Genomic DNA, 18,504 nt, shown 5'->3' on the forward strand with positions numbered 1-18,504 from the left:
CATGACCTTGCTCGATGACTACTTCGTCCGCGGCACCGGCGGCACCCGGCCGGTCGTCGAACCCGCCACCGGGGCGATCCTGGGCCGCGTGGGCGTCGCGACGCCGGAGGACGCCGCGGAAGCCGCCACGGCCGCCGCGAAGGCCCAGCGCGACTGGGCCCGGCGCAAGCCCGCCGAACGCGCCGCCGTGCTGCGCCGCGCCGGCGAGCTGTGGGAGACGCACGCCGCCGAGGTGCAGGACTGGATCGTCCGCGAAGCCGGGTCGACGCGGCCCAAGGCCGGGATCGAGACCGAGATGGCGGCCGGGATCTGCTTCGAGGCCGCGGCCCTGCCGACCCACCCGCTCGGCGAGGTGCTCAGCACCGGCGAACCCCGCTGGTCGCTGGCCCGCCGCGTCCCGGCCGGCGTGGTTTCGGTGATCTCGCCGTTCAACTTCCCGCTGATCCTGGCCATCCGCTCGGTGGCGCCCGCGCTCGCGCTCGGCAACGCCGTGCTGCTCAAGCCCGACCTGCGCACCGCGGTGTGCGGCGGGGTGAGCATCGTGCGCGTCTTCGAGGAAGCCGGGCTGCCCGAAGGCCTGCTGCACCTGCTGCCCGGGGACGCCGGCGTCGGCGCCGCGGTGGTCGACGCGCCGGAGGTGTCGGTGGTGTCGTTCACCGGCTCGACCGCGGCCGGGCGGAAGGTCGGCGAAGCCGCCGCGCGCTCGCTCAAGCGCGTGCACCTGGAGCTCGGCGGGAACAACGCGCTCGTCGTGCTGCCGGGCGCCGACGTCGCCAAGGCCGCCTCCGCCGGCGCGTTCGGCTCGTTCCTGCACCAGGGCCAGATCTGCATGACCACCGGCCGGCACCTCGTCCACGAGTCCCAGGTGGACGCCTACGTCGAAGCCCTCGCCGAGAAGGCGCGCCGGCTGCCCGTGGGCAACCCGGCCGAGAACGAGGTCGCGCTCGGCCCGATCATCGACGACCGCCAGCTCGCGCACGTCACCGACGTCGTCGACCGCAGCGTCGCGGCGGGCGCGCAGGTGCTCGCGGGCGGGAAGCCCGACGCGCCGTTCTACCCGCCGACCGTCCTCTTCGGACTCGACGACGCGAGCCCGGCCTGGCGCGAGGAGATCTTCGGCCCGGTCGCGCCGGTGCGCGCCTACCGCGACCTCGACGAGGCCGCGCGACTGGTCAACGACTCGGAGTACGGCCTGTCGGTCGGCATCCTCGGCGACGTCGGCACGGCGATGCAGCTGGCCGAGGAGGTCCGCTCGGGCAAGGTGCACATCAACGAGCAGACCGTCGGTGACGAGCCGACCGCGCCCTTCGGCGGCGTCGGCGACTCCGGCAACGGCTCCCGCTTCGGCGGGGCGAAAGCCAACATCGAAGCCTTCACCGAGACCCAATGGCTGACCGTCCGCGCGGACATCGCGCCCTACCCGTTCTGAGGAGACGACAATGACGACGTCCCGTGGCCCGTGGACGGCGGTCCTCTGCTGGCTGACCGTCCTGCTCGAGGGGTACGACCTGGTCGCGCTCGGCGCCACCATCCCGACCCTGCTCAAGAGCGGCTACCTCGGCTTCACCGCGGCCGGCGCGACGGTGGTCGCCACGGTGTCGCTGATCGGCGTGGCCGTCGGCGCCGCCGGCCTCGGCCCGCTCACCGACCGGTACGGCCGTCGCGTGCTGCTCATCGGCTCGGTCCTGCTGTTCTCGCTGTTCACCCTGCTGACGCCGCTCGCGCCGAACGTCGCGACGTTCGGGGTCTTCCGGTTCGTCGCCGGGCTCGGGCTCGGCGCGTGCATGCCGGTGGCGCTGACCGTGATGTCGGAGAACCTGCCGGCCCGGCGGCGCGCCAGCGCGAGCACGTTCACCATGACCGGCTATCACGTCGGCGCGGTGCTGACGTCGGTCCTCGCGCTGTACGCGAAGGAGGACTGGCACCTGCTGTTCTACGGCGGCGGGATCGTCGGCCTGCTCGCCGTGCCGCTGATGTGGTGGAAGCTGCCGGAGTCCGCGGCCTACCTCGCGGCGCGCGAGACGGCCGAGCGCGTCGGGCTGCGCGATCTGCTCGGCGGCCGGTTCCGGCGGATCAGCATCGCCGTGTGGACCGGTTCGTTCATGGGCTTGCTGCTGGTCTACGGGCTCAACACCTGGCTGCCGCAGCTGATGCGCACGGCGGGCTACCCGATTTCGACGTCGATCACGCTGCTGCTGGTGCTCAACATCGGCGCGGTGCTCGGGCTGGTGCTGGCCGGCACGATCGCCGACCGGTTCGGGATCCGCCCGATCGCCCGGATCTGGTTCGGCGCCGGGGCGGTCCTGCTGGCGGCGCTGAGCCTCCGGATCGGCAATGCGTTCGTGCTCAACGCGGTCGTGCTGCTGACCGGCGTCTTCGTGTTCTCCGCGCAGGTGCTGATCTACGGCTACGTCGCGCAGGCGTTCCCGGCGCACGTCCGGGGCACCGCGCTGGGGCTGACGTCGGCGGTCGGGCGGCTGGGCTCGATCCTCGGGCCGTTCGTCACCGGGGCGCTGGTCACGGCCGGGATCGCGTATCCGTGGGGCTTCTACTTCTTCGCCGTCGTGGCCGTCCTGGGGCTGGGCGCGATGGCGCTGCTGCGCGGCGGGACGCCGGCCGAGGAACGGTTGACGCCGATCTCCGCCGGGTAGCCGCGAAGGATCGGCCACCCGAGGAGGAACGATGTCGCAGCCCCACGACGAAACCGGCGAAGTGGACTCGAGCGGGAATCCGGTCGAGCCACCTCGCCGCGAAGAGCCCGACGGGCCGCTGGAAGACGAAGACGCGAAGGCGCGGCCGGGACATCCGGCCACGCAGGAGAACTTCCGCGGCGACGACTAGACCGTGTCCTCCGGACGGCGGCGCCCCAGCGTCGCCTCCGGGTGCTCGGTGCGGCGGTCGGAGTCGCGCAGGACCTCGCGGGCCTGGCCCTCGGGGTCCGCGCTCTCCACGGCCTGTTCTTCGGGCAGCAGTTCGGCCCGGGTTTCGGTGCGGTCAGGCGTGTCGTCCATGGTCGGCGAGTACCCGGTCCGGGCCGGTCTCAGACACTCAGCCAGCCGACGGCGAGCGCGATGACCAGGCCGGCGACCATCAGCACGAGCACACCGGTGAGGACCAGCCACAGCACCGGCATCGCCTTGGACGGCATCGGCTGCGGGTGCGACAGGCCGGACGTCTGGGCGGAGTCGGGCGGGGTGCTGCCCGGGGGCACGCCGCCCCCGGGTTCCAGGTCCGGGGTCCGGCGGGGATCCGGGTCCGGCGGTGGGGCGGTCATGGGGTACGTCCTTCCGTCGCTTCCGCGGCGGGTGCCCGGCCCGGGGCCGGGCAAACCCCGGCTCACTCCCGCGAACGCGACTACCGGCCCCGTTCCGGCGCAGTTGCCCGCCCATGGCCGGGCCCCGAGCCTCGCCCGCAAGCTGCCGCGAGGCCCGGCGGGCGGCCAGGTGAGCCTGGGTCACTTCCGCAGGCGGCGGCCACCAGCGGCACCGGCGCAACCCGGCCGGTCCGACCCCACCAACCCCGGCTCACTCCCGCGAACGCCGATTGCCGGCCGCATCTCGGCGTAGCCGGTCCGTCTGAGCCGAGATCTCGCCCAGCTGCTCGGCCAGGCCGGCGTGCGCGGCCCTCAGGTGCGGCTGGGCGGCGGCCAGCGGGGGGAGCAGCGTCGCCGGGTCGTCGTCGCCGAGGGCTGCTCCGAGGCGGTCCGCGCTCTCCTGGGCTGCTGGGCCGAGGCCGTCCAGTGCGCTGACCCGGCCGGCCAGCTGGCGCAGGATCGCCGAATTGCGGCGGGCCCAGTCCGCGACGGCCCGGTCGCCCGCGCGGCGGTCGCGTTCCGCGTCCACCCGGGCCTCGCCGGTCTTCTCCCCTGTGTGCGACGGCTGCAGCCTCAGGTAACGCCGTTCCGCGGCCTGGCGGCTCGCGACGCCCAGGGCCGGTGCGAGGGCCACCCAGCTGGCGCCCGCCGCCCGGGCCGCGGTGATCAGCTCCGGTTCCCAGCTCGCCAGCTGCTCCCGCAGCAGCCGGAGGCCGGACAACGCGGCCAGCACCTCGTTGCGGTCACCCACCCCGGCGCGGGCGGCCGCGACCACCTCCTCGATCCGGCGCAGGGCGCCGGTGGGATCGGTTCCGTCCATCACGTCATCCTTTCGACGACCCACATCTTGTCATCGTTTTGACGACATGCTAGAACAGAGCCGCGTGTTGACACCAGAGCTGTCAGATTCCAGGAGGTGGGTCCCGATGTTGATGCGCACCGACCCGTTCCGCGACCTCGACCGGTTCGCCCAGCAGGTCTTCGGCGCCGGCACCTGGTCGAAACCGGCCGCGATGCCGATGGACGCCTACCGCGCCGGCGACGAGTTCGTGGTGTGCTTCGACCTCCCCGGCGTCGATCCCGGCGCCGTCGAGCTGGACGTCGAACGCAATGTCCTCACCGTGAAGGCCGAACGACGGCCCCTGCCGAGCGGTGACGACGTCCGGATGCACGTCTCCGAACGACGGCTCGGCGTGTTCTCCCGCCAGCTGTTCCTCGGCGACACCCTGGACACCGAGCACATCACCGCGAACTACGACGCCGGGGTGCTGACCGTCCGCATCCCCATCGTCGAGAAGGCGAAGCCGCGGCGCATCGAGATCGCCGCCGCCGGCGACCGCACGCAGCTCGAAGCCTGATGTCCGATCGAGGCGGGGGCCCGGGTGCCCCCGCCTCCACCGCGCCGAGGAGGGCGTGCGGTGACCGGAATTCCGACGACCCTCAGCGTGACACCCTTGCTCGAGGAACTGCTCGCCCGGATCGCGGCCGACGTGCCGGGCGCCCTCGGCGCGGCGGTTTCCGTGCACCACCGCGGCGGCCCCTTGCACCTGGCGGCCGCGCACGGCCTTTCCGCGGCGCTCGTCCCCGCCCAGCTGAGCGGGCTCGGCGGTCCCGTCCCGGCCGCCGGCCGGACCGGCGAGCCGGTGGTGAGTGCGGACGTCTACGCCGACGGCCGCTGGCCGTCCCTGACGCTGAACGGACTGGTGGAACACCACCCCGCCCTCGCGGCAGAGTGGGCGCGGGTACGCGGGATCGCGGCCCTGCCCTCGGCCTGGGACGCCGACGGGACGCTGGTGCTGTCGGTCGTCCTGGATCGCCCCGCCACCGACGAAACCGTGAACGTGCTCCGGCGTCACGAGCGGCTCGCCGCGATGGCGCTGGTCGTCGCCGAAGCGACCCAGCCGGACCGGACCGGCCAGATGCTGGACCTCCTCCAGTCGCGAGCCGCGCTGGAGGAAGCCAAGGGCATCGTCATCGCACTCCGCCGCTGCGACCCCGACGAAGCCTGGGACACGCTGCGGCGAGCGAGCCAGGAGTTCAACGTCAAGGTGCGCGAACTCGCCGTCGCACTGGTGGAACTGCTCGGCGGCGCCCCGGCTCCCCAGCCCGCCGGCGAGCGCACGATCCACCCCGGCCCGGCCGCGCGACGCGCCGCGCGGCAGGTGCTGAGCGCCCTCGAAAGCCGCTGATTCAGGGCCGTTCGACGCGGAAGACCGCGATGCGCTCCGCGGCCGCCGCGACCGCGTCCGGCGTCGGCGCGGCCGCCAGGCCGGTCGTCACGAACCGCTTCCCCACGCTCGGCGGGCTCGTTTCGACGAGCCGGCGCAGGACCGGCCGCCGTGCTTCGACCGGCAGTTCGGCCAGCCGCGCGGCCGACGAGCGGCGGCCGCGGGTGAGCGTCACCTCGCCCGCGGCCCGCGCGTTCGCCACCCAGGCCGCCTTCGGATACGCCTGGACGATGTAGTGCTGCCCGTCGATGGGGTTGACGGCGATGGGGAACGTGCGCGGGACGCCGGTGCGGCGCCCTGGCACGGTGAGCAGCTGCATCGGGCCGAAGGCGACGCCGAGCCGCTGCAGCCCGACCACGATCTTGTTGCCGGTGTTGACCATCCGACGGTAGCTCTGCGCTGTTGTCATGCCCCGACGGTACACCAACTCATACGAAACTCGTATGATCCGAACCTCGTATTTACTTTCGCTCGGGACCGGGCTCCGATTCCGGCGGCAGCGGATCCGGCACGGGCACACTGCCGGGTTCGGGAAGCGGCCGGTCCGGCGGCGGATCCGTCTCCGGGACGACGGGTTCGGGCGGTATCGGCGGTGCGGTCATCGGTTTTCCCTCCGCCACGCGCCGCCCGCGGTCCGGGCGGCGATCACCTCGTGGGCTACCCGCTGCGGTTGACTCTGACACCGTGTCAGGCGCTATCCCGGACCCCATGACACCTTTCCGCACCGCGACCGAGGTGGCCGCCGGGATCCGCCGTGGCGAGCTCTCGGCGCGTGACCTGACCGAACAGCTCTTCGCCCGCATCGACGCCTCCACCGTCAACGCCGTGATCGCGACCTGCCGCGCCTCCGCGCTCGAAGCCGCGGAGGAAGCCGATCGGGCAGTGGCGCGCGGTGACGACGTCGGGCCGCTGCACGGTGTCCCGATGACGATCAAGGACGCCTTCGCCGTGCAGGGCCTGCCCACGACCTGGGGCGAGCCGGCGTTCGAAGACTGCGTCGCGGACGAGGACGCGGCGGTCGTCGAACGGCTGCGGGCCGCGGGCGCGATCGTCGTCGGCAAGTCGAACGTCCACCACCTGCTCGCGGACTTCGGCCGGACCGAGAACCCCCTCCACGGGCGGACGCTCAACCCGAGAGGCCCCGACCGGACGCCGGGCGGCTCGAGCGGCGGTGCCGCGGCCGCGCTCGCCGACGGCCTGACCTACCTCGAATACGGCTCCGACCTGGCCGGGTCGATCCGGATCCCGGCCGCCTACTGCGGTGTCCACGGCCTCAAGCCCACCCCGGGCACCGTGCCGCTGCGCGGCTTCCAGCCGCCGGGACCGCCCACGACGCTCGCCCGGGAATTCCCCTCGGCGGTCGGCCCCCTGGCCCGGTCGGCGACCGATCTGCGGCTGGCGCTGCGCGTCACGGGCGGTCCCTTGCCACCCGCCCGGCGGTCCCGGCTCGACGACTTCCGCGTCGGCGTCGTGCTCGACGATCCGGCCTGCCCGGTGACCGGCGAGGTCGGCGCGGCGCTGTCGGACGCCGTCGACGCGCTGGCCCGCGCCGGGGTGCGGATCCGCGAGGGCTGGCCGGCGGACGTCGACCCGAGTGCCCAAGCCGAGGCGTTCGGTTTCCAGGTGGAGCTGTTCTTCGCGAGCCAGGAAGGCCGTGAGCCGGCCGGGACCGCCGAGCAGGAGCAGCGGCGGTTCGCGGCCGGGGCGGCCTGGGCCCGGTACTTCGCCGACGTCGACGTCTTCCTCTGCCCGACGGTGTTCACCACCGCCCCCGCCCACGACGACCGGCACCGCTACGACGACCAGGTGTTCTGGATCGCCCAGGCGTCGCTGCCCGGGCTGCCGGCGGTCACGGCCCCGGTGGGGCCGGCCGGCCTGCAGGTCGTCGGGCCCGCGCACGAGGACGGCACCGCGATCACGTTCGCGGAACTCGCCGAGGACGTCGTCGGTGGGTTCGTCCCGCCTGGGGCAGGATCGGGCCGTGTTCTCGATCGGTGATTTCGCCCGCCACGGCCGGGTGTCGGTCCGGATGCTGCGCCACTACGACGCACTCGGGCTGCTGCGCCCGGCCCGCGTCGACCCGGCGACCGGCTACCGCAGTTACACGGCGGCCCAGCTGGCGCGGCTCAACCGGATCGTCGCGCTGAAGGACCTCGGCTTCACCCTGGAGCAGGTGGCCACGCTGCTGGCGGACGAGGTCACGGTCGAGCAGGTCCGCGGCATGCTGACGCTGCGGCGCGCGGAACTGGAGGCCGCGCTGGCCGAAGGAGCGGCGCGGCTGGCGCGGGTCGAGGCCCGGCTGCGGACGATCGAGGCGGAAGGCCGCCTGCTCGCCGACGACGTCGTCGTCAAGGAGCTGCCGGGGATGCGGGTGGTAGAGCTGACCGGGATCGCGGCGGGCTTCGCCCCGGAGGCGATCGGGCCGGTGGTGCACCCGCTGTGCGCGGAGCTCGGCCGGCGGCTCCCGCAGGCGGACGTCACACCGGCGGGCCGGCTGACCTGTTACTACGAGCAGCGCGCGGAGGACGAGGTCGTGGTGCACGCCGCGATCCCGGCGTCGGTCGGCGGCGGTGACCTCGACGGCCTGACGGTCGCGGACCTGCCGGCCACCCGCGCGGCCACGCTCGTCCACCGCGGCCCGATCGACGACGTCCTGCCCGCGTGGCAGGCGGTGGTGCGGTGGATCGACGACCACGGCCGCCGGTCGGCCGGGCCGCAGCGGGAGGTCTACCTGGACTGCCCGGAGGACCCGGCGGGCTGGGTGACGGAGCTGCAGGAGCCGATCAGCTGAGCGCGGCGAGCCGGTCCGCGAGCCTGCCGCTGCCCGCCCGCACGGCCAGGTCCCGGATCTCGCCGAACCCGAGGTCACCGAGGCTGAACTGGCGGACGATCCGCGTCACCCGGCTCTTCACCTGCTCCGCGTCCCCGCGGACGGCCCGGCCGAGGTAGGCGTCGAGCCGCTCCAGGAAGGCGCGTTCGCGGGCGCCTCGGTCCGCGCACCACAGGTGCACCAGGTCGGTGCCCAGGACGGCGAACGAACCCATCTTGGCCAGGGGCACGGGCCCGTCCGGCTGGAAGCTCTTCGCGGGCAGGGTCACCCGCCACCCGCCCTGCGCCGTGCGGGTCGGGGGATGCTCGGCGATCCCCTTGCCGGTGAGCCAGGTCTTGATCCTGGCCTCCGTCTGCTCGGCGCTCACCGCACGGGCGTCCGACTCGAGGACCCCGAGGATTTCGGGGGTCGATTCGCAGAGCGCGCCGAGCTCCGGGTCGGCGACGTCGCTCGCCTGGGTGTAGACCAGCTGCCGGATCCGGCCGGCCGAGCCGGTCGCGCGCACGACGAACATCGGCAGGTACACGCACTCTTCACCGAGGCTCTCCGGGTGCTCGATCCGGGTCGGCAGGTTGTAGTGGTCGCGATCCGCGCGCCCGGCCAGCTCGGCGAGGGCCTCCCGGCGGAAACCGTGGCTGGTGTGGAGCATCCGGTAGGTGCGGGCGCCCTCCTCGGCCGTGGCCGCCGGGATTTCGCCGACGGTCAGGAAGGTGACCACCCCGGCGTCGTAATACGCACGGCTCAGCGGGACGGAGCGGAACCCGTCGAAGTACAGCTTCCGGCGGTCCTCGCGCCGGGCGACGTAACACACCTGGTCCCGGTGGGACTGCCGCCCGAGGTCGGTCAGTTCCACGCGCCCGCCGACCCACCGGAGGTGGCCGATCCGGTCGAGGACCCGCAGCGCCCGGTCGACCAGCGCGTGGTCCAGCGCGAAGAACCCAGCCAGTTCGGCCACGGTGCACAGGCCGGCCTCCGCGATCCCGCGCTCGAGGTACCGGTCGATCAGCTCGTACGGCCGGCCGTCGGTGGTCGTCGCCCGCACTTCGACCTGCCAGACGGGCAGGAGGATCGCGAAGATCCGGGTCGGGGTCAGGCCCTGGCCGAAGGCCGCGTCTTCGAGAGCGCGTTCCTCCGGGTAGCGCAGCAGCCGGCCGGTCATGACGCGTCCCGCAGGTCGTCCAGCAGGCGCGCGATGTCCTGGTACGACCGGACGTCCCCGGCCGCGGCCGCGTGCTCGCCCAGCGAGCGGGCCAGCTCGCGGAAGTCGCCGTCACGGGCCAGCCGGAGCATGGCGAGGTCGCCGATCAGCACCAGCTGCTGCTTGGCGCGGGTGAAGGCGACGTTCGCCCGGCGCAGCTCGCGCAGGAACCCGACGTTCTTCGACCGGTTGCTGCGGGTGAACCCGTAGAGGATCACGTCCCGTTCGCCGCCCTGGAACGAGTCCACGGTCCCCACGTTGGTGTCGATCGTGTCCTGCTCCGGGATCTGCGCGCGGAGCAGCTCCTTGACGAGTTTCACTTGCGCCGCATAGGGAACGATCAGTGCCCACTCCTCGTGCCGCCGGTGGTAGAAGGCCGCGAGCTCGCTGAGCAGGCGGGCCTCCGCGAGGTTGACCGTGCCGCCCGGCAGCCGCGGATCCCAGTCGCGGGCCGGGGTTTCGGCGCGCTGGGCCGCCGAAAGGCCCGAGGTGTCCACGAACGCCAGCGGGCTGGCGAACAGCGGGTCGTCGTGGTCGCGCTCCACCATCGTCTTGAGCGTGTTGCGGTAGAACGTCTCCGAGATGAAGTCCGCGATGACCTTCGGCATCCGGCGCTGCTGACGCAGCTGGACGACGTGGCTCTCCGGCAGGTGCCCGACGAGAACCTCCAGGGCGCTCTTCGTGACGAGGTCGCGGAAGGCGGGGTCATCACTGCGGTCCGCCCAGGCTTCGACCTCGTCGTCGACGAACGGCGGCAGCTGACGGTCGTCACCCACCAGCACCGTCCGCTCGGCCCGCACGAGCGGCACCAGCAGGTTGTTGACGCTGATCTGGCCGGCTTCGTCGACGATGGCGAGGTCGAACTCCACCTCGGCGATCTCCGGACGCGACGCCGCACCGATGCACGTCGCACCGATGACGTCGGCGTAGCGGATCAGCTCCGGGTAGAGCTGCTCGACCGCACCGGAGGCCTCCTCGTGCCATTCGTCGAGCAGCTTCGCCCGCGCTTCCAGCAACGCCAGCCGCGGACCGAGCCACTGGTGGAACCGGGCGAGCCCGGCCATGGCCGCTTCGGCGTCGCCGTCGTCGTGGAGCACCGGCAAGGCGTCCGCCGGCCCCACGGCGACCCGGACGGCGTGCGCGGCCGCCATCGCCCCGGCTCGGCGTTCGTCGGTCCGGCGACCGGCTTCTTGGAGGGCCTGCCGGGCGAGCTGCACCTCGGGGACGTCCCGGGTGGCCCGGTCGAGCGCGTGCCCGGCCGTGTCCACCGCACCGCGGAGCCGGTCGGCGGCCTGCCGGAGTCCGGCGAGTTCGGTGCTCCCGGCGGCCAGCAGCCGGGCTCGCCGCCGAGCCACGGCTTTCGCGAGAAAGCCGGGCCACGGCGGCCGGGCGCGTGCCTGCTGATCGCGCTGCGCGAGGCGGTTCACCTTGTCCTGCCGCTTGGCGGCTTTCGCCTGCTGGCGGGTGAGCGCGGCGACCGCGGCCGCGAACTGCTCCTGGGCCGGTCCGCCGAAGTGGCGCCGCACCTCGGCCAGGTGGTTCGCGGCGGCTCGGAGCGCCCCGAGCGCGTCACCGAGTTCCCCGATCCGGCGGCCGAGCTCCTGGGCCCAGCGTCCGGCGTTCGGCAAGCCCGCGTACTTCGGACGGGCCGCCGCGGTGGTGGCCAGGACCTCGGCCCGCAGCTCGGCCGCCAGCCGCTCCAGCAGGAACGGGCGGCCGGACGCATCGACCTTGCCCTCGTTGCCGACCCGGACGACCACGACGTCCGCGGGCAGCTTGGCCAGGACGTTGTCCACCGCCCGGTTCGTGTGGGAGGCCACGAGCACGGGTCCTCGCTCGGGAGCCAGCGCGCACGCCCGCGCGATCTGGCTGATCGTCCGCGTCTTGCCCGTGCCCGGTGGCCCGAGGACCACCAGCAGATCGGGCACGCCGAGCGCGTTCCGGAACGCGGCGAGCTGGTCTTCGTCGAGTTCTTCGCCCGGCTGCACCGGAACCGGCCGGTACGGCTGCACCCGGTGGTCGACGAGCACCGGGAGCAGGGACCGGTTGCGGGTCCGCCCGGTCCGCAGGAGGGCGACGGCCTCGCGCTGCTTGGCGTAGACGACGTCGCTGGAGCTGAGTTCCAGTTCTCCCTGCTGCGCCAGTCGTTCCCAGCTGATCGGCTGGTCGAAGCGGACCGTCACCCGGTCGCCTGCGGTCCGGGTCACCTGGCCGCGCTGTTCCGGTTCGCCGCGCACCTGCACGAACCTGTCGCGATCCGGAACCCGGCCGCCGACGACCCGGAAGACGTAGACCGGCGAACCGGTGTACCGCCGCTCCCCCACCGTTTCCACGGCCCGGTACGGGTAGGCCGGCGCCGAGCGGCTCCGGTTCGCGGCGAGCTGCTGGTCGGTGTCGATCACCTCGTCCAGCCGGTCCAGGAACCGCGTGTGCGCGGGCACCTCCCGGACCGGCCGCTCCCGGTCCCGGTGCAGCCCGGCCCAGGCCTGTTCGATCCGCGGCCAGTGCGCGGACGACCCCGGCGGGATCTCGCGGCGTTCGAAGACGGTGTGCCACGCCGTGCGCAGGAGCAGGCAGCCCCGAGCCAGCCGATCGTGGTCCCGCAGCCGGATCGGGGTGATCCCCGCGATCGTGTAGGCGTCGCCGTACTGGGTGACGAAGAGCCGCACCAGGTAGGTGTGGGTGTGCAGCAGCAGGCTCGGGTCGCCACCCGGGCGCTGCGGCGGGCTCAGCGTGGCCGGCACGCCCTCGGACCGGGCGGCCAGATCCGCCGCGACCCGGCCGATCCCCGCGGGCAGGCCGGGGTGGTCCCGGCGCTGCCGCTCCAGCCGCCCGTCGAGCGACTTCGCCGGGACGAGCACGACCCAGCGGGGAAGATCGACAATCTCCAGCAACCGGAACTCCTCATCGGCGGTGATCGAGCGCGGCCGCCAGGAACCGCATCGCGGGGCGGCTCGCCGGGTCGGTGGCCAGGGCGGCGTCGATGGCGACGGCCGCGCGTTCGGGCAGCGCGGTGGCGAACTGACGGACGGGCACGGGAACGGCCGGGTCCGGCGCGAACCCGGTGACGACGTGGTAGGCGACGGCCGCGAGCTGGCGGACGTCGGTCCACGGCCCCACCCGGCCGGCGCTGCGGACCCGCTGTTCGGGAGCTTGGTAGGGCGGTGTTCCCTCGCCGGGCCGGAAGTCCGTCCCGGCGAGGCCGAGGTCCCGCAGCACGACTCGCCCGTCGTCGAACCGGACGAGCCCCGCCGGGGTGAGCAGCCGGTGGGTGGCGCCCCGGGCGTGCAGGAGCGTCAACGTGCGGCCGAGGCCGGCCAGACCGGACAGCGTCCGGCGGCTGCGCCAGGCGTCGATCACCTCGGCGGGCTGCGGGACGAAGTCGGCCAAGGTGGCGGACTTCGAGCCAGGCCACGCGGTCACGAGCGTCACCACGCCGTTCTCCCGGACCAGCTCCCGGACCGCCGGGAAACCGTTGCCGCGCAGGGCGGTCAGGAGGTCGCGTTCGCGGGTCAGCGCCGCCGACGCCGCCAGCGCGGCCGGGGTCTCCCGCCGGACGTCGACCTGCCGCAGCCAGACGTCCTCGTGCGGCGGCCCCAGCCGCAGCGCCCGCGCCTGGCGGAGGGCCGCGTCTTCGAGCGGGTCACCGTGGACGAGGTACCGCACCCCGCCGATCTCGACCTCCGCCTCCGCGGTCAGGAGCTCGGCCGGCCGGCTCGGCGCGGGCCGGACGCCCACGACGACCGGGTCGACGCCGTGTTCCGGTACGACGAAGGGAACGAGCGGCGGCATTTCGTAGAGCGGCGTGCCCGCCAGTGCCGCCAGCAGATTCCGGACGCCGGGAAGCGTCAGTTCCTCGACCGCGTAATGCGTCGTCGAATGGGCGCACAGGCACTCCGGGATTTCGCCGGCGTCATGCCCGGGCAGCACGACCGGCAGAATCCGGCGCGTCTCCCCGGGCAGATCACGGGCGAGGTTGTCGCGGAGCATCGCGGCTTCGAGCACTTTCGCGCTCCCGGCCGCCGACGGCACGCGGCCGTCCACGATGTGTTTGTACTGCGGGGAAGCGATGGCCAGCACGAACTCGGCCTCCCGGAGCCGGCCGATGGTCCACGCCGTCCAGTCCCGCCGCCGATCGGTGTACCAGACGTCCAGCTGCGCGTCGACGCCGGCTTTTTCGCGCAGGAAGGTCGCGAACTCCCGGACCGCGCGATCGTGTTCCGCCGAATCGTGGGCATAGGACACGTAGATCCGCGGCGAAGTGCCGGCTGTCCCCACTTCTGACCCTTCCCCCCGCAAGATCACGGCGGCTTGTACCCTCTCATGATCGCGAACGGGGCAGCACCGAACGCGGTAACTGTCCGATATTTGTCCTGTTTTCCCGCTGAGGACTTCCGATGGCGAACCGGTACGACAGCCACCAGCCCGGTGACCACCCCAAGGTCTTCGTCTCCTACACCCACGACAGCGAAGAACACCGGGAAGCCGTGCTGGCCTTCGCCGATTTCCTGGTGCGGAACGGAATCGACGTGGTGCTGGACCGCTGGGCCACCGACCGGCGGCGGGACTGGCAGGCCTGGATGACCCGGAACATCACCGAGTCGGACCACGTCCTGGTCATCGCGTCCGAGGGCTACCGGCGGATGGGCGACGGGATCGGGCCGAACCACCTGAACCTGGGCGGCCAGGCGGAAGCCGCGCTGCTGCGCGACCGGCTCCAGGGCGACCGCGCGACCTGGACGGCCAAGATCCTCCCGGTACTCCTGCCCGGCCACGGCAAACACGAGATCCCGGACTTCCTCCTGCCCAACGCGGCCGACTGGTATGAGGTGCCGGCCAACACCCCGGAGGCGGCGGAGTCCCTGCTGCGGGTGCTCACCCGCCAGCCGCGGGACCTCCCGCCCGCGCTCGGGCCTCGGCCGATCCTGCCGCCGCGGTCCGGTTCCGCACCGGCCCGGATCACCATCCCGGGCGGGCTTCCGGTCGTCTGGCGACCGGAGTTGCTGCCGGCGGGTTACCAGTCGCAGGGGCCGCTGGTCGAAGTGCACCTCGTCCCGGCTTCGCCGTTCGCGCGCTACGGCGTGCTCAAGCTCGAACGGATCGCCGACGAATTGGCGGCGTCGGGGCGCGCCAAGGGCCTCTTCTCGCAGGCGCAAGCCATCTCCGTCGGCTCGTCGGCCGACGCCGCGTGGGCGTTCTCGACGGACTGGAGCGCCGGGGAGTGCGGTCTTGCGGTGCTCCGCGGCGGCCAGCGCACGTGCTGGTTCCCACCGGCGAAGGCGAGCATCGGCTGGATCCTCGACCGGGCCGACCTGTCCGCGAAAGTCGCCGACCGGCTGGACCTGCTGCTGCAGATCGGCCTTCCCTTCCCGGAGACCTTCGCGACGGCGATCGCCCTGGATCCGGTGGGCCTGACCCGGCTGGGGCACCTTCCCGAAGCCGACGCGCGCAGCGCAACGCTGCCCTTCGATCCGGCGGAGCGCATCAGGGTCGACACCGAAGAGGCCTTCCTCGTCGAGGAACTCCGAAGCTCGGCCCAGGACGTCGCCGAGGAGCTGGCCGCCCGGCTCGTCGTCGCCTTCAAGCGCTGATCAGCTCGGCCGCGGGTGGTGGGCGTGGTCGCCCGAGGGGATGTCGCGGTCCACGTGGTCCGCGTGGTGCAGGGCCTGGGCCAGGAGGCCGCGGACGTGGTTGTCCGCCGCCGAGTAGTACACGAACGTTCCCTCCCGGCGGCCCTTCACCAGGCCCGCCAGCCGCAACTTGGCCAAGTGCTGGCTGACCGCCGTGGGGGCGGCGCCGGCCAGTTCGGCCAGGCAGGCCACCGAGGATTCGCCCTGCAGCAACGCCCACAGCACCTTGATCCGGGTCGGGTCGGCCAGCAGGCGGAACGACTCAGCGGCCAGGTGGACCTGCTCTTCGGTGGGCATGTCGAACTCCGGCAGCGACGCGTGCATGACCGTAACCTTACTACTTGCGTATCTGCGTGCTTGCGCAGATAGAGTGGGTTCATGCACGGACACTCGAAGTGGCGGCCGCACCGCCACGACAGCGCCGACCGCGTCGACCACGCCCTCGAGACCAGCCGGCGCGGGATGCGCGCGCTGGGGTGGTCGTTCGCCGCGCTGTCCGTCACCGCCGTCGCGCAGCTTGCGCTCGTGCTCGTCACCGGATCGGTGGCGCTGCTCGGCGACACCGTGCACAACTTCGCCGACGCGTTGACCGCCGTCCCGCTCGGCGTGGCGTTCCTGCTCGGCCGGCGCGCCGCGACCCGCCGCTACACCTACGGATTCGGACGCGCCGAAGACCTCGCCGGTGTGGTCGTCGTGCTCGTCGTCGCGGCTTCGGCCGCGGTCGCCGGGTACGAATCGGTGGCGCGGCTGCTCGATCCCCGGCCGGTCGCCCACCCCTGGGTGGTCGCCGCGGCCGGGGTGATCGGCTTCGCCGGCAACGAACTCGTGGCCCGGTACCGGATCAGGATCGGCCGGGAGATCGGCTCGGCCGCCCTGGTCGCCGACGGGCTGCACGCGCGCACCGACGGCTTCACGTCACTGGCCGTCGTCGCCGGGGCGGCCGGCGTCGGCTTCGGCTTCCCCGCCGCGGATCCGATCGTCGGGCTCGTCATCACCGTCGCGATCCTGTTCGTCCTGCGCGACGCCGCGAAGGAGGTCTTCCGGCGGCTCCTGGACGCCGTCGACCCCGCGTCGGTCGAGCTGGCCGAACGGACGGCCCGGGACGTCGAGGGCGTGCTCGACGCCCGGGAGCTCCGGATGCGCTGGATCGGGCACCACCTCCGGGCCGAGCTCGCCGTGACGGTGGCGGCGGACCTGACCGTCGAGTCCGCCCACCGGCTCGCGCACGAGGTGGAACACCGGCTGCTGCACACGATCCCGCGCCTGACCGCGGTCGTGGTCCACACCGAACCGGCCACCGGCGCGGACCGGGCGCACGAGACCGTCGCCCACCACCGCTAGCACCCGACGGGCTGCTCCGCCGGCTCCGGCTTCGCGCTCAGCACCCCGGCGAACACCGCCGCCAGCACGCACAGGACCACCGGCACCGCGAACGTCACGTTCAGCGGCATCCACCGCGTCAGCCCGCCGATGAGCGCCGGGCCGGCCAGCAGGCCGACGTAGCCGAGGCCGACCACGCGGGCCATCAGCGCGCCCGACGCCCGCGTGTCCAGGTTGCCCGCCGCGGTGAACAGCTGCGGGACACCGCCCGAGAGGCCCAGGCCGAACAGCGCCCAGCCCACCAGGGACACCGGCACCCACGGCGCCGCCGCGGCGATCGTCAGGCCGACCGCCGCCAAGGTGGCTCCGTAACGGACGATCGCCGCCGGGCCGGCCCAGGCCGCGACGCGGTCGGTCAGGAACCGGCCGGTCGTCATCGCCACCGCGAACGCGCCGTACGCCAGGGCCGCCGTGGACGCCGACGTGCCGAGCACCTTCTCCATGTGGAGCGCGGCCCAGTCGTTCGCGACGCCCTCCGACAGCATCAGCGCGAGCGCCAGCAGGCCGAGCAGCCAGACCGTGCGGCCCGGCGTCCGGCGCGTGACGACCGGCCCGGCCACCTCGGGAGAGGCGGCGGCGGGCGCGTCGGCCGGTTCCATCAGGAACCGCGCCGACAGCACGGAAAGCAGCACGCAGACCAGGCCGGTGCCGGTGAGCGTCACGCCGGTGGGCACGCCCGCGCCGAGCGTCGCCGCGCCGATGACCGCGGCGATCGCGCCGCCGATCGACCACATCGCGTGGAACGCCGCCATGATCGGGCGCGGGTAGGCGCGCTCGACGACGACCGCGTGGGAGTTCATCCCGACGTCGATCGCGCCGTTGCCGAAGCCGAAGAAGGCCAGCGACAGACCCAGTGCCCACCACGAGTTCGCGAACCCGGGCGCGCACACCGCGAGGCCCATCAGGATCCCGGCGGCCGGGACCAGCCGCCGGTGCCCGAGCCGGTCGACGAGCGGCCCGGCCACCTGCATGCCGGCGAACGCGGCGCCGCCGAGCACCAGCAGCAGCGCGCCCAGCGTGCTGTGCGAAATGCCGGTCGCGCGCTCGACGTTCGGGATGTGCACCACCCACATGCCCATCGCGAACCCGTTGAGGCCGAAGAACATGAAGGTCGCGAACCGGGCGGCGCGCGGGCGGGGCGGGACGGTCATCGGCTCTCCAAGGGGACGGCGACGTGCACGAGTACGCCGCGCTCGGTCAGCACGGCACGCTGGTCTTCGGGCGCGCCGGGGTCGGTGATCACCACGCCGGCGCGGTCGGCGGGACAGATGCAGGCGAGCGCGCGGCGGCCCCACTTGGCGCCGTCGGCGAGCACGATCGTCCGGGCCGCGACCTCGAGCGCGGTCCGCTTGACCTCGGCGTCGTCCAGGTCGAAGGCGGTGAGCCCGGAGTCGACGCCGAGCGCGCAGGGGCTCAGCACGGCGACGTCGAACCGCAGGGCCCGCAGCGACGCCAGCGTCAGCGGGCCGGCCAGGGCCTGCTCCCCCGGCCGCGCTTCGCCGCCGGGCAGCAGCAGCCGGACGCCGGGCACCTCGGCCAGCTCGCGGGCCGCGTGCAGGGACAGCGGCATCACGGTGATCGGACGCCCGCGCAGCAGCCGCGCGAGTTCGAAGGCCGTCGTGCCGCGGTCGAGGACGACGGTCTCGCCGTCGCGGATCAGCTCGGCCGCCGCGGTGGCGATGGCGCGCTTCGCCGCGAGCCCGGCCGTCGCGCGGGCCGCGAACGGCGGCTCCGGCCCCGGCGGCGACGCCGGGACCGCGCCGCCGTGCACCCGGCGCAGCACGCCCCGGGACGCCAGGTGGTCGAGGTCGCGGCGGACGGTCATCTCCGACGCCCCGGTCGCTTCGGCCAGCTCGGCGACGCCCACCTGAGCGGCGCCGCGCAGGCGTTCCACGATCACCTGCTGCCGCTCCGCGCTCTTCACG

Annotated in this window: 19 protein-coding genes; 9 read left to right on the forward strand and 10 right to left on the reverse strand. The window is 73.6% G+C overall.

All coding sequences use genetic code 11. The features are described from left to right. Position 1: 1 nt before the first annotated feature. From ACWDN5_RS15140 to ACWDN5_RS15150, 3 genes are read left to right on the forward strand one after another with little or no spacing between them, the layout of a single operon-like run. Positions 2–1,429, forward strand: a complete 1,428-nt coding sequence (locus ACWDN5_RS15140) for a benzaldehyde dehydrogenase (RefSeq protein WP_310971572.1) — start codon at positions 2–4, stop codon at positions 1,427–1,429. A gap of 10 nt (positions 1,430–1,439) precedes the next feature. Then, complete coding sequence (locus tag ACWDN5_RS15145; protein ID WP_449676711.1) at positions 1,440–2,651, forward strand: MFS transporter; 1,212 nt, start codon at positions 1,440–1,442, stop codon at positions 2,649–2,651. Positions 2,652–2,682: 31 nt separating this feature from the next. Continuing rightward, complete coding sequence (locus ACWDN5_RS15150; protein WP_449676712.1) at positions 2,683–2,841, forward strand: hypothetical protein; 159 nt, start codon at positions 2,683–2,685, stop codon at positions 2,839–2,841. Here ACWDN5_RS15150 and ACWDN5_RS15155 read toward each other — a convergent pair. From ACWDN5_RS15155 to ACWDN5_RS15165, 3 genes are all read right to left on the reverse strand, one after another. Then, on the reverse strand, positions 2,838–3,011 hold the full coding sequence (locus tag ACWDN5_RS15155) for a hypothetical protein (protein WP_310971569.1): 174 nt from the start codon (positions 3,009–3,011) through the stop codon (positions 2,838–2,840). The two genes, ACWDN5_RS15150 and ACWDN5_RS15155, sit on opposite strands and share 4 nt — an antisense overlap. 29 nt (positions 3,012–3,040) lie before the next feature. Beyond that, on the reverse strand, positions 3,041–3,274 hold the full coding sequence (locus ACWDN5_RS15160) for a DUF6480 family protein (RefSeq protein ID WP_310971568.1): 234 nt from the start codon (positions 3,272–3,274) through the stop codon (positions 3,041–3,043). Positions 3,275–3,524: 250 nt separating this feature from the next. Continuing rightward, positions 3,525–4,133, reverse strand: a complete 609-nt coding sequence (locus tag ACWDN5_RS15165) for an HSP18 transcriptional regulator (RefSeq protein WP_310971567.1) — start codon at positions 4,131–4,133, stop codon at positions 3,525–3,527. Positions 4,134–4,239: 106 nt separating this feature from the next. Here ACWDN5_RS15165 and ACWDN5_RS15170 point away from each other — a divergent pair, with 106 nt between their 5' ends. Together ACWDN5_RS15170 and ACWDN5_RS15175 are read left to right on the forward strand one after the other, a co-directional pair. Next, positions 4,240–4,671 (forward strand): Hsp20/alpha crystallin family protein, encoded by a 432-nt coding sequence (locus tag ACWDN5_RS15170; RefSeq protein WP_310971566.1) that lies wholly within the window; start codon positions 4,240–4,242, stop codon positions 4,669–4,671. A gap of 60 nt (positions 4,672–4,731) precedes the next feature. Further along, positions 4,732–5,502 (forward strand): ANTAR domain-containing protein, encoded by a 771-nt coding sequence (locus ACWDN5_RS15175; protein ID WP_449676713.1) that lies wholly within the window; start codon positions 4,732–4,734, stop codon positions 5,500–5,502. A gap of 1 nt (position 5,503) precedes the next feature. On the opposite strand, the gene ACWDN5_RS15180 is transcribed toward ACWDN5_RS15175, so the two are convergent. Then, entirely contained in the window at positions 5,504–5,950 is a 447-nt protein-coding gene (locus tag ACWDN5_RS15180) for a nitroreductase family deazaflavin-dependent oxidoreductase (RefSeq protein ID WP_449676714.1), read from the reverse strand. A gap of 299 nt (positions 5,951–6,249) precedes the next feature. On the opposite strand from ACWDN5_RS15180, the gene ACWDN5_RS15185 reads away from it, so the two are divergent. Together ACWDN5_RS15185 and ACWDN5_RS15190 are read left to right on the forward strand one after the other, a co-directional pair. After that, complete coding sequence (locus ACWDN5_RS15185; protein ID WP_310971563.1) at positions 6,250–7,539, forward strand: amidase family protein; 1,290 nt, start codon at positions 6,250–6,252, stop codon at positions 7,537–7,539. Then, positions 7,523–8,332: a MerR family transcriptional regulator gene (locus ACWDN5_RS15190; RefSeq protein ID WP_449676715.1), complete on the forward strand. Its 810-nt coding sequence runs from the start codon at positions 7,523–7,525 to the stop codon at positions 8,330–8,332. The genes ACWDN5_RS15185 and ACWDN5_RS15190 overlap by 17 nt, the downstream gene beginning before the upstream one ends. Here ACWDN5_RS15190 and ACWDN5_RS15195 read toward each other — a convergent pair. From ACWDN5_RS15195 to ACWDN5_RS15205, 3 genes are read right to left on the reverse strand one after another with little or no spacing between them, the layout of a single operon-like run. Then, a complete protein-coding gene (locus tag ACWDN5_RS15195; protein WP_449676716.1) occupies positions 8,325–9,530 on the reverse strand; it encodes a hypothetical protein in 1,206 nt (401 codons plus the stop codon). The genes ACWDN5_RS15190 and ACWDN5_RS15195 overlap by 8 nt on opposite strands. Continuing rightward, positions 9,527–12,463, reverse strand: coding sequence for a DEAD/DEAH box helicase (locus ACWDN5_RS15200; protein ID WP_449676717.1), 2,937 nt, complete (start codon positions 12,461–12,463; stop codon positions 9,527–9,529). Before ACWDN5_RS15200 ends, ACWDN5_RS15195 begins: the two co-directional genes overlap by 4 nt. 10 nt (positions 12,464–12,473) lie before the next feature. Continuing rightward, positions 12,474–13,847, reverse strand: a complete 1,374-nt coding sequence (locus ACWDN5_RS15205; RefSeq protein WP_449676718.1) for an SEFIR domain-containing protein — start codon at positions 13,845–13,847, stop codon at positions 12,474–12,476. 119 nt (positions 13,848–13,966) lie between these two features. On the opposite strand from ACWDN5_RS15205, the gene ACWDN5_RS15210 reads away from it, so the two are divergent. Beyond that, positions 13,967–15,160 carry an SEFIR domain-containing protein gene (locus tag ACWDN5_RS15210; protein WP_449676719.1) on the forward strand — a complete coding sequence of 398 codons (1,194 nt, stop codon included), beginning with the start codon at positions 13,967–13,969 and terminating at the stop codon, positions 15,158–15,160. On the opposite strand, the gene ACWDN5_RS15215 is transcribed toward ACWDN5_RS15210, so the two are convergent. After that, complete coding sequence (locus ACWDN5_RS15215) at positions 15,161–15,523, reverse strand: ArsR/SmtB family transcription factor (protein WP_310971557.1); 363 nt, start codon at positions 15,521–15,523, stop codon at positions 15,161–15,163. Between the two features lie 54 nt (positions 15,524–15,577). Between ACWDN5_RS15215 and ACWDN5_RS15220 the strand changes: the two genes are divergently transcribed. Continuing rightward, positions 15,578–16,540: a cation diffusion facilitator family transporter gene (locus ACWDN5_RS15220; RefSeq protein ID WP_449676720.1), complete on the forward strand. Its 963-nt coding sequence runs from the start codon at positions 15,578–15,580 to the stop codon at positions 16,538–16,540. Here the strand turns inward: ACWDN5_RS15220 and ACWDN5_RS15225 are convergent. Continuing rightward, a complete protein-coding gene (locus tag ACWDN5_RS15225) occupies positions 16,537–17,730 on the reverse strand; it encodes an MFS transporter (RefSeq protein ID WP_449676721.1) in 1,194 nt (397 codons plus the stop codon). The genes ACWDN5_RS15220 and ACWDN5_RS15225 overlap by 4 nt on opposite strands. Continuing rightward, the gene (locus ACWDN5_RS15230) at positions 17,727–18,503 is read right to left on the reverse strand and encodes a DeoR/GlpR family DNA-binding transcription regulator (RefSeq protein WP_449676722.1); all 777 of its coding nucleotides are present in this window, start codon (positions 18,501–18,503) and stop codon (positions 17,727–17,729) included. Before ACWDN5_RS15230 ends, ACWDN5_RS15225 begins: the two co-directional genes overlap by 4 nt. Position 18,504: the final 1 nt, after the last annotated feature.

Source organism: Amycolatopsis sp. NPDC003731 (assembly GCF_053586895.1).

Bases quoted from the DNA above. Each gene is read 5' to 3' on its own strand.
- ACWDN5_RS15185 (WP_310971563.1), top strand. From the start codon at position 6,250: ATGACACCTTTCCGCACCGCGACCGAGGTGGCCGCCGGGATCCGCCGT.
- ACWDN5_RS15180 (WP_449676714.1), bottom strand. From the start codon at position 5,950: ATGACAACAGCGCAGAGCTACCGTCGGATGGTCAACACCGGCAACAAG.
- ACWDN5_RS15225 (WP_449676721.1), bottom strand. From the start codon at position 17,730: ATGACCGTCCCGCCCCGCCCGCGCGCCGCCCGGTTCGCGACCTTCATG.
- ACWDN5_RS15220 (WP_449676720.1), top strand. From the start codon at position 15,578: ATGCACGGACACTCGAAGTGGCGGCCGCACCGCCACGACAGCGCCGAC.
- ACWDN5_RS15140 (WP_310971572.1), top strand. From the start codon at position 2: ATGACCTTGCTCGATGACTACTTCGTCCGCGGCACCGGCGGCACCCGG.
- ACWDN5_RS15150 (WP_449676712.1), top strand. From the start codon at position 2,683: ATGTCGCAGCCCCACGACGAAACCGGCGAAGTGGACTCGAGCGGGAAT.
- ACWDN5_RS15195 (WP_449676716.1), bottom strand. From the start codon at position 9,530: ATGACCGGCCGGCTGCTGCGCTACCCGGAGGAACGCGCTCTCGAAGAC.
- ACWDN5_RS15160 (WP_310971568.1), bottom strand. From the start codon at position 3,274: ATGACCGCCCCACCGCCGGACCCGGATCCCCGCCGGACCCCGGACCTG.
- ACWDN5_RS15165 (WP_310971567.1), bottom strand. From the start codon at position 4,133: ATGGACGGAACCGATCCCACCGGCGCCCTGCGCCGGATCGAGGAGGTG.
- ACWDN5_RS15170 (WP_310971566.1), top strand. From the start codon at position 4,240: ATGTTGATGCGCACCGACCCGTTCCGCGACCTCGACCGGTTCGCCCAG.
- ACWDN5_RS15210 (WP_449676719.1), top strand. From the start codon at position 13,967: ATGGCGAACCGGTACGACAGCCACCAGCCCGGTGACCACCCCAAGGTC.
- ACWDN5_RS15155 (WP_310971569.1), bottom strand. From the start codon at position 3,011: ATGGACGACACGCCTGACCGCACCGAAACCCGGGCCGAACTGCTGCCC.
- ACWDN5_RS15145 (WP_449676711.1), top strand. From the start codon at position 1,440: ATGACGACGTCCCGTGGCCCGTGGACGGCGGTCCTCTGCTGGCTGACC.
- ACWDN5_RS15215 (WP_310971557.1), bottom strand. From the start codon at position 15,523: ATGCACGCGTCGCTGCCGGAGTTCGACATGCCCACCGAAGAGCAGGTC.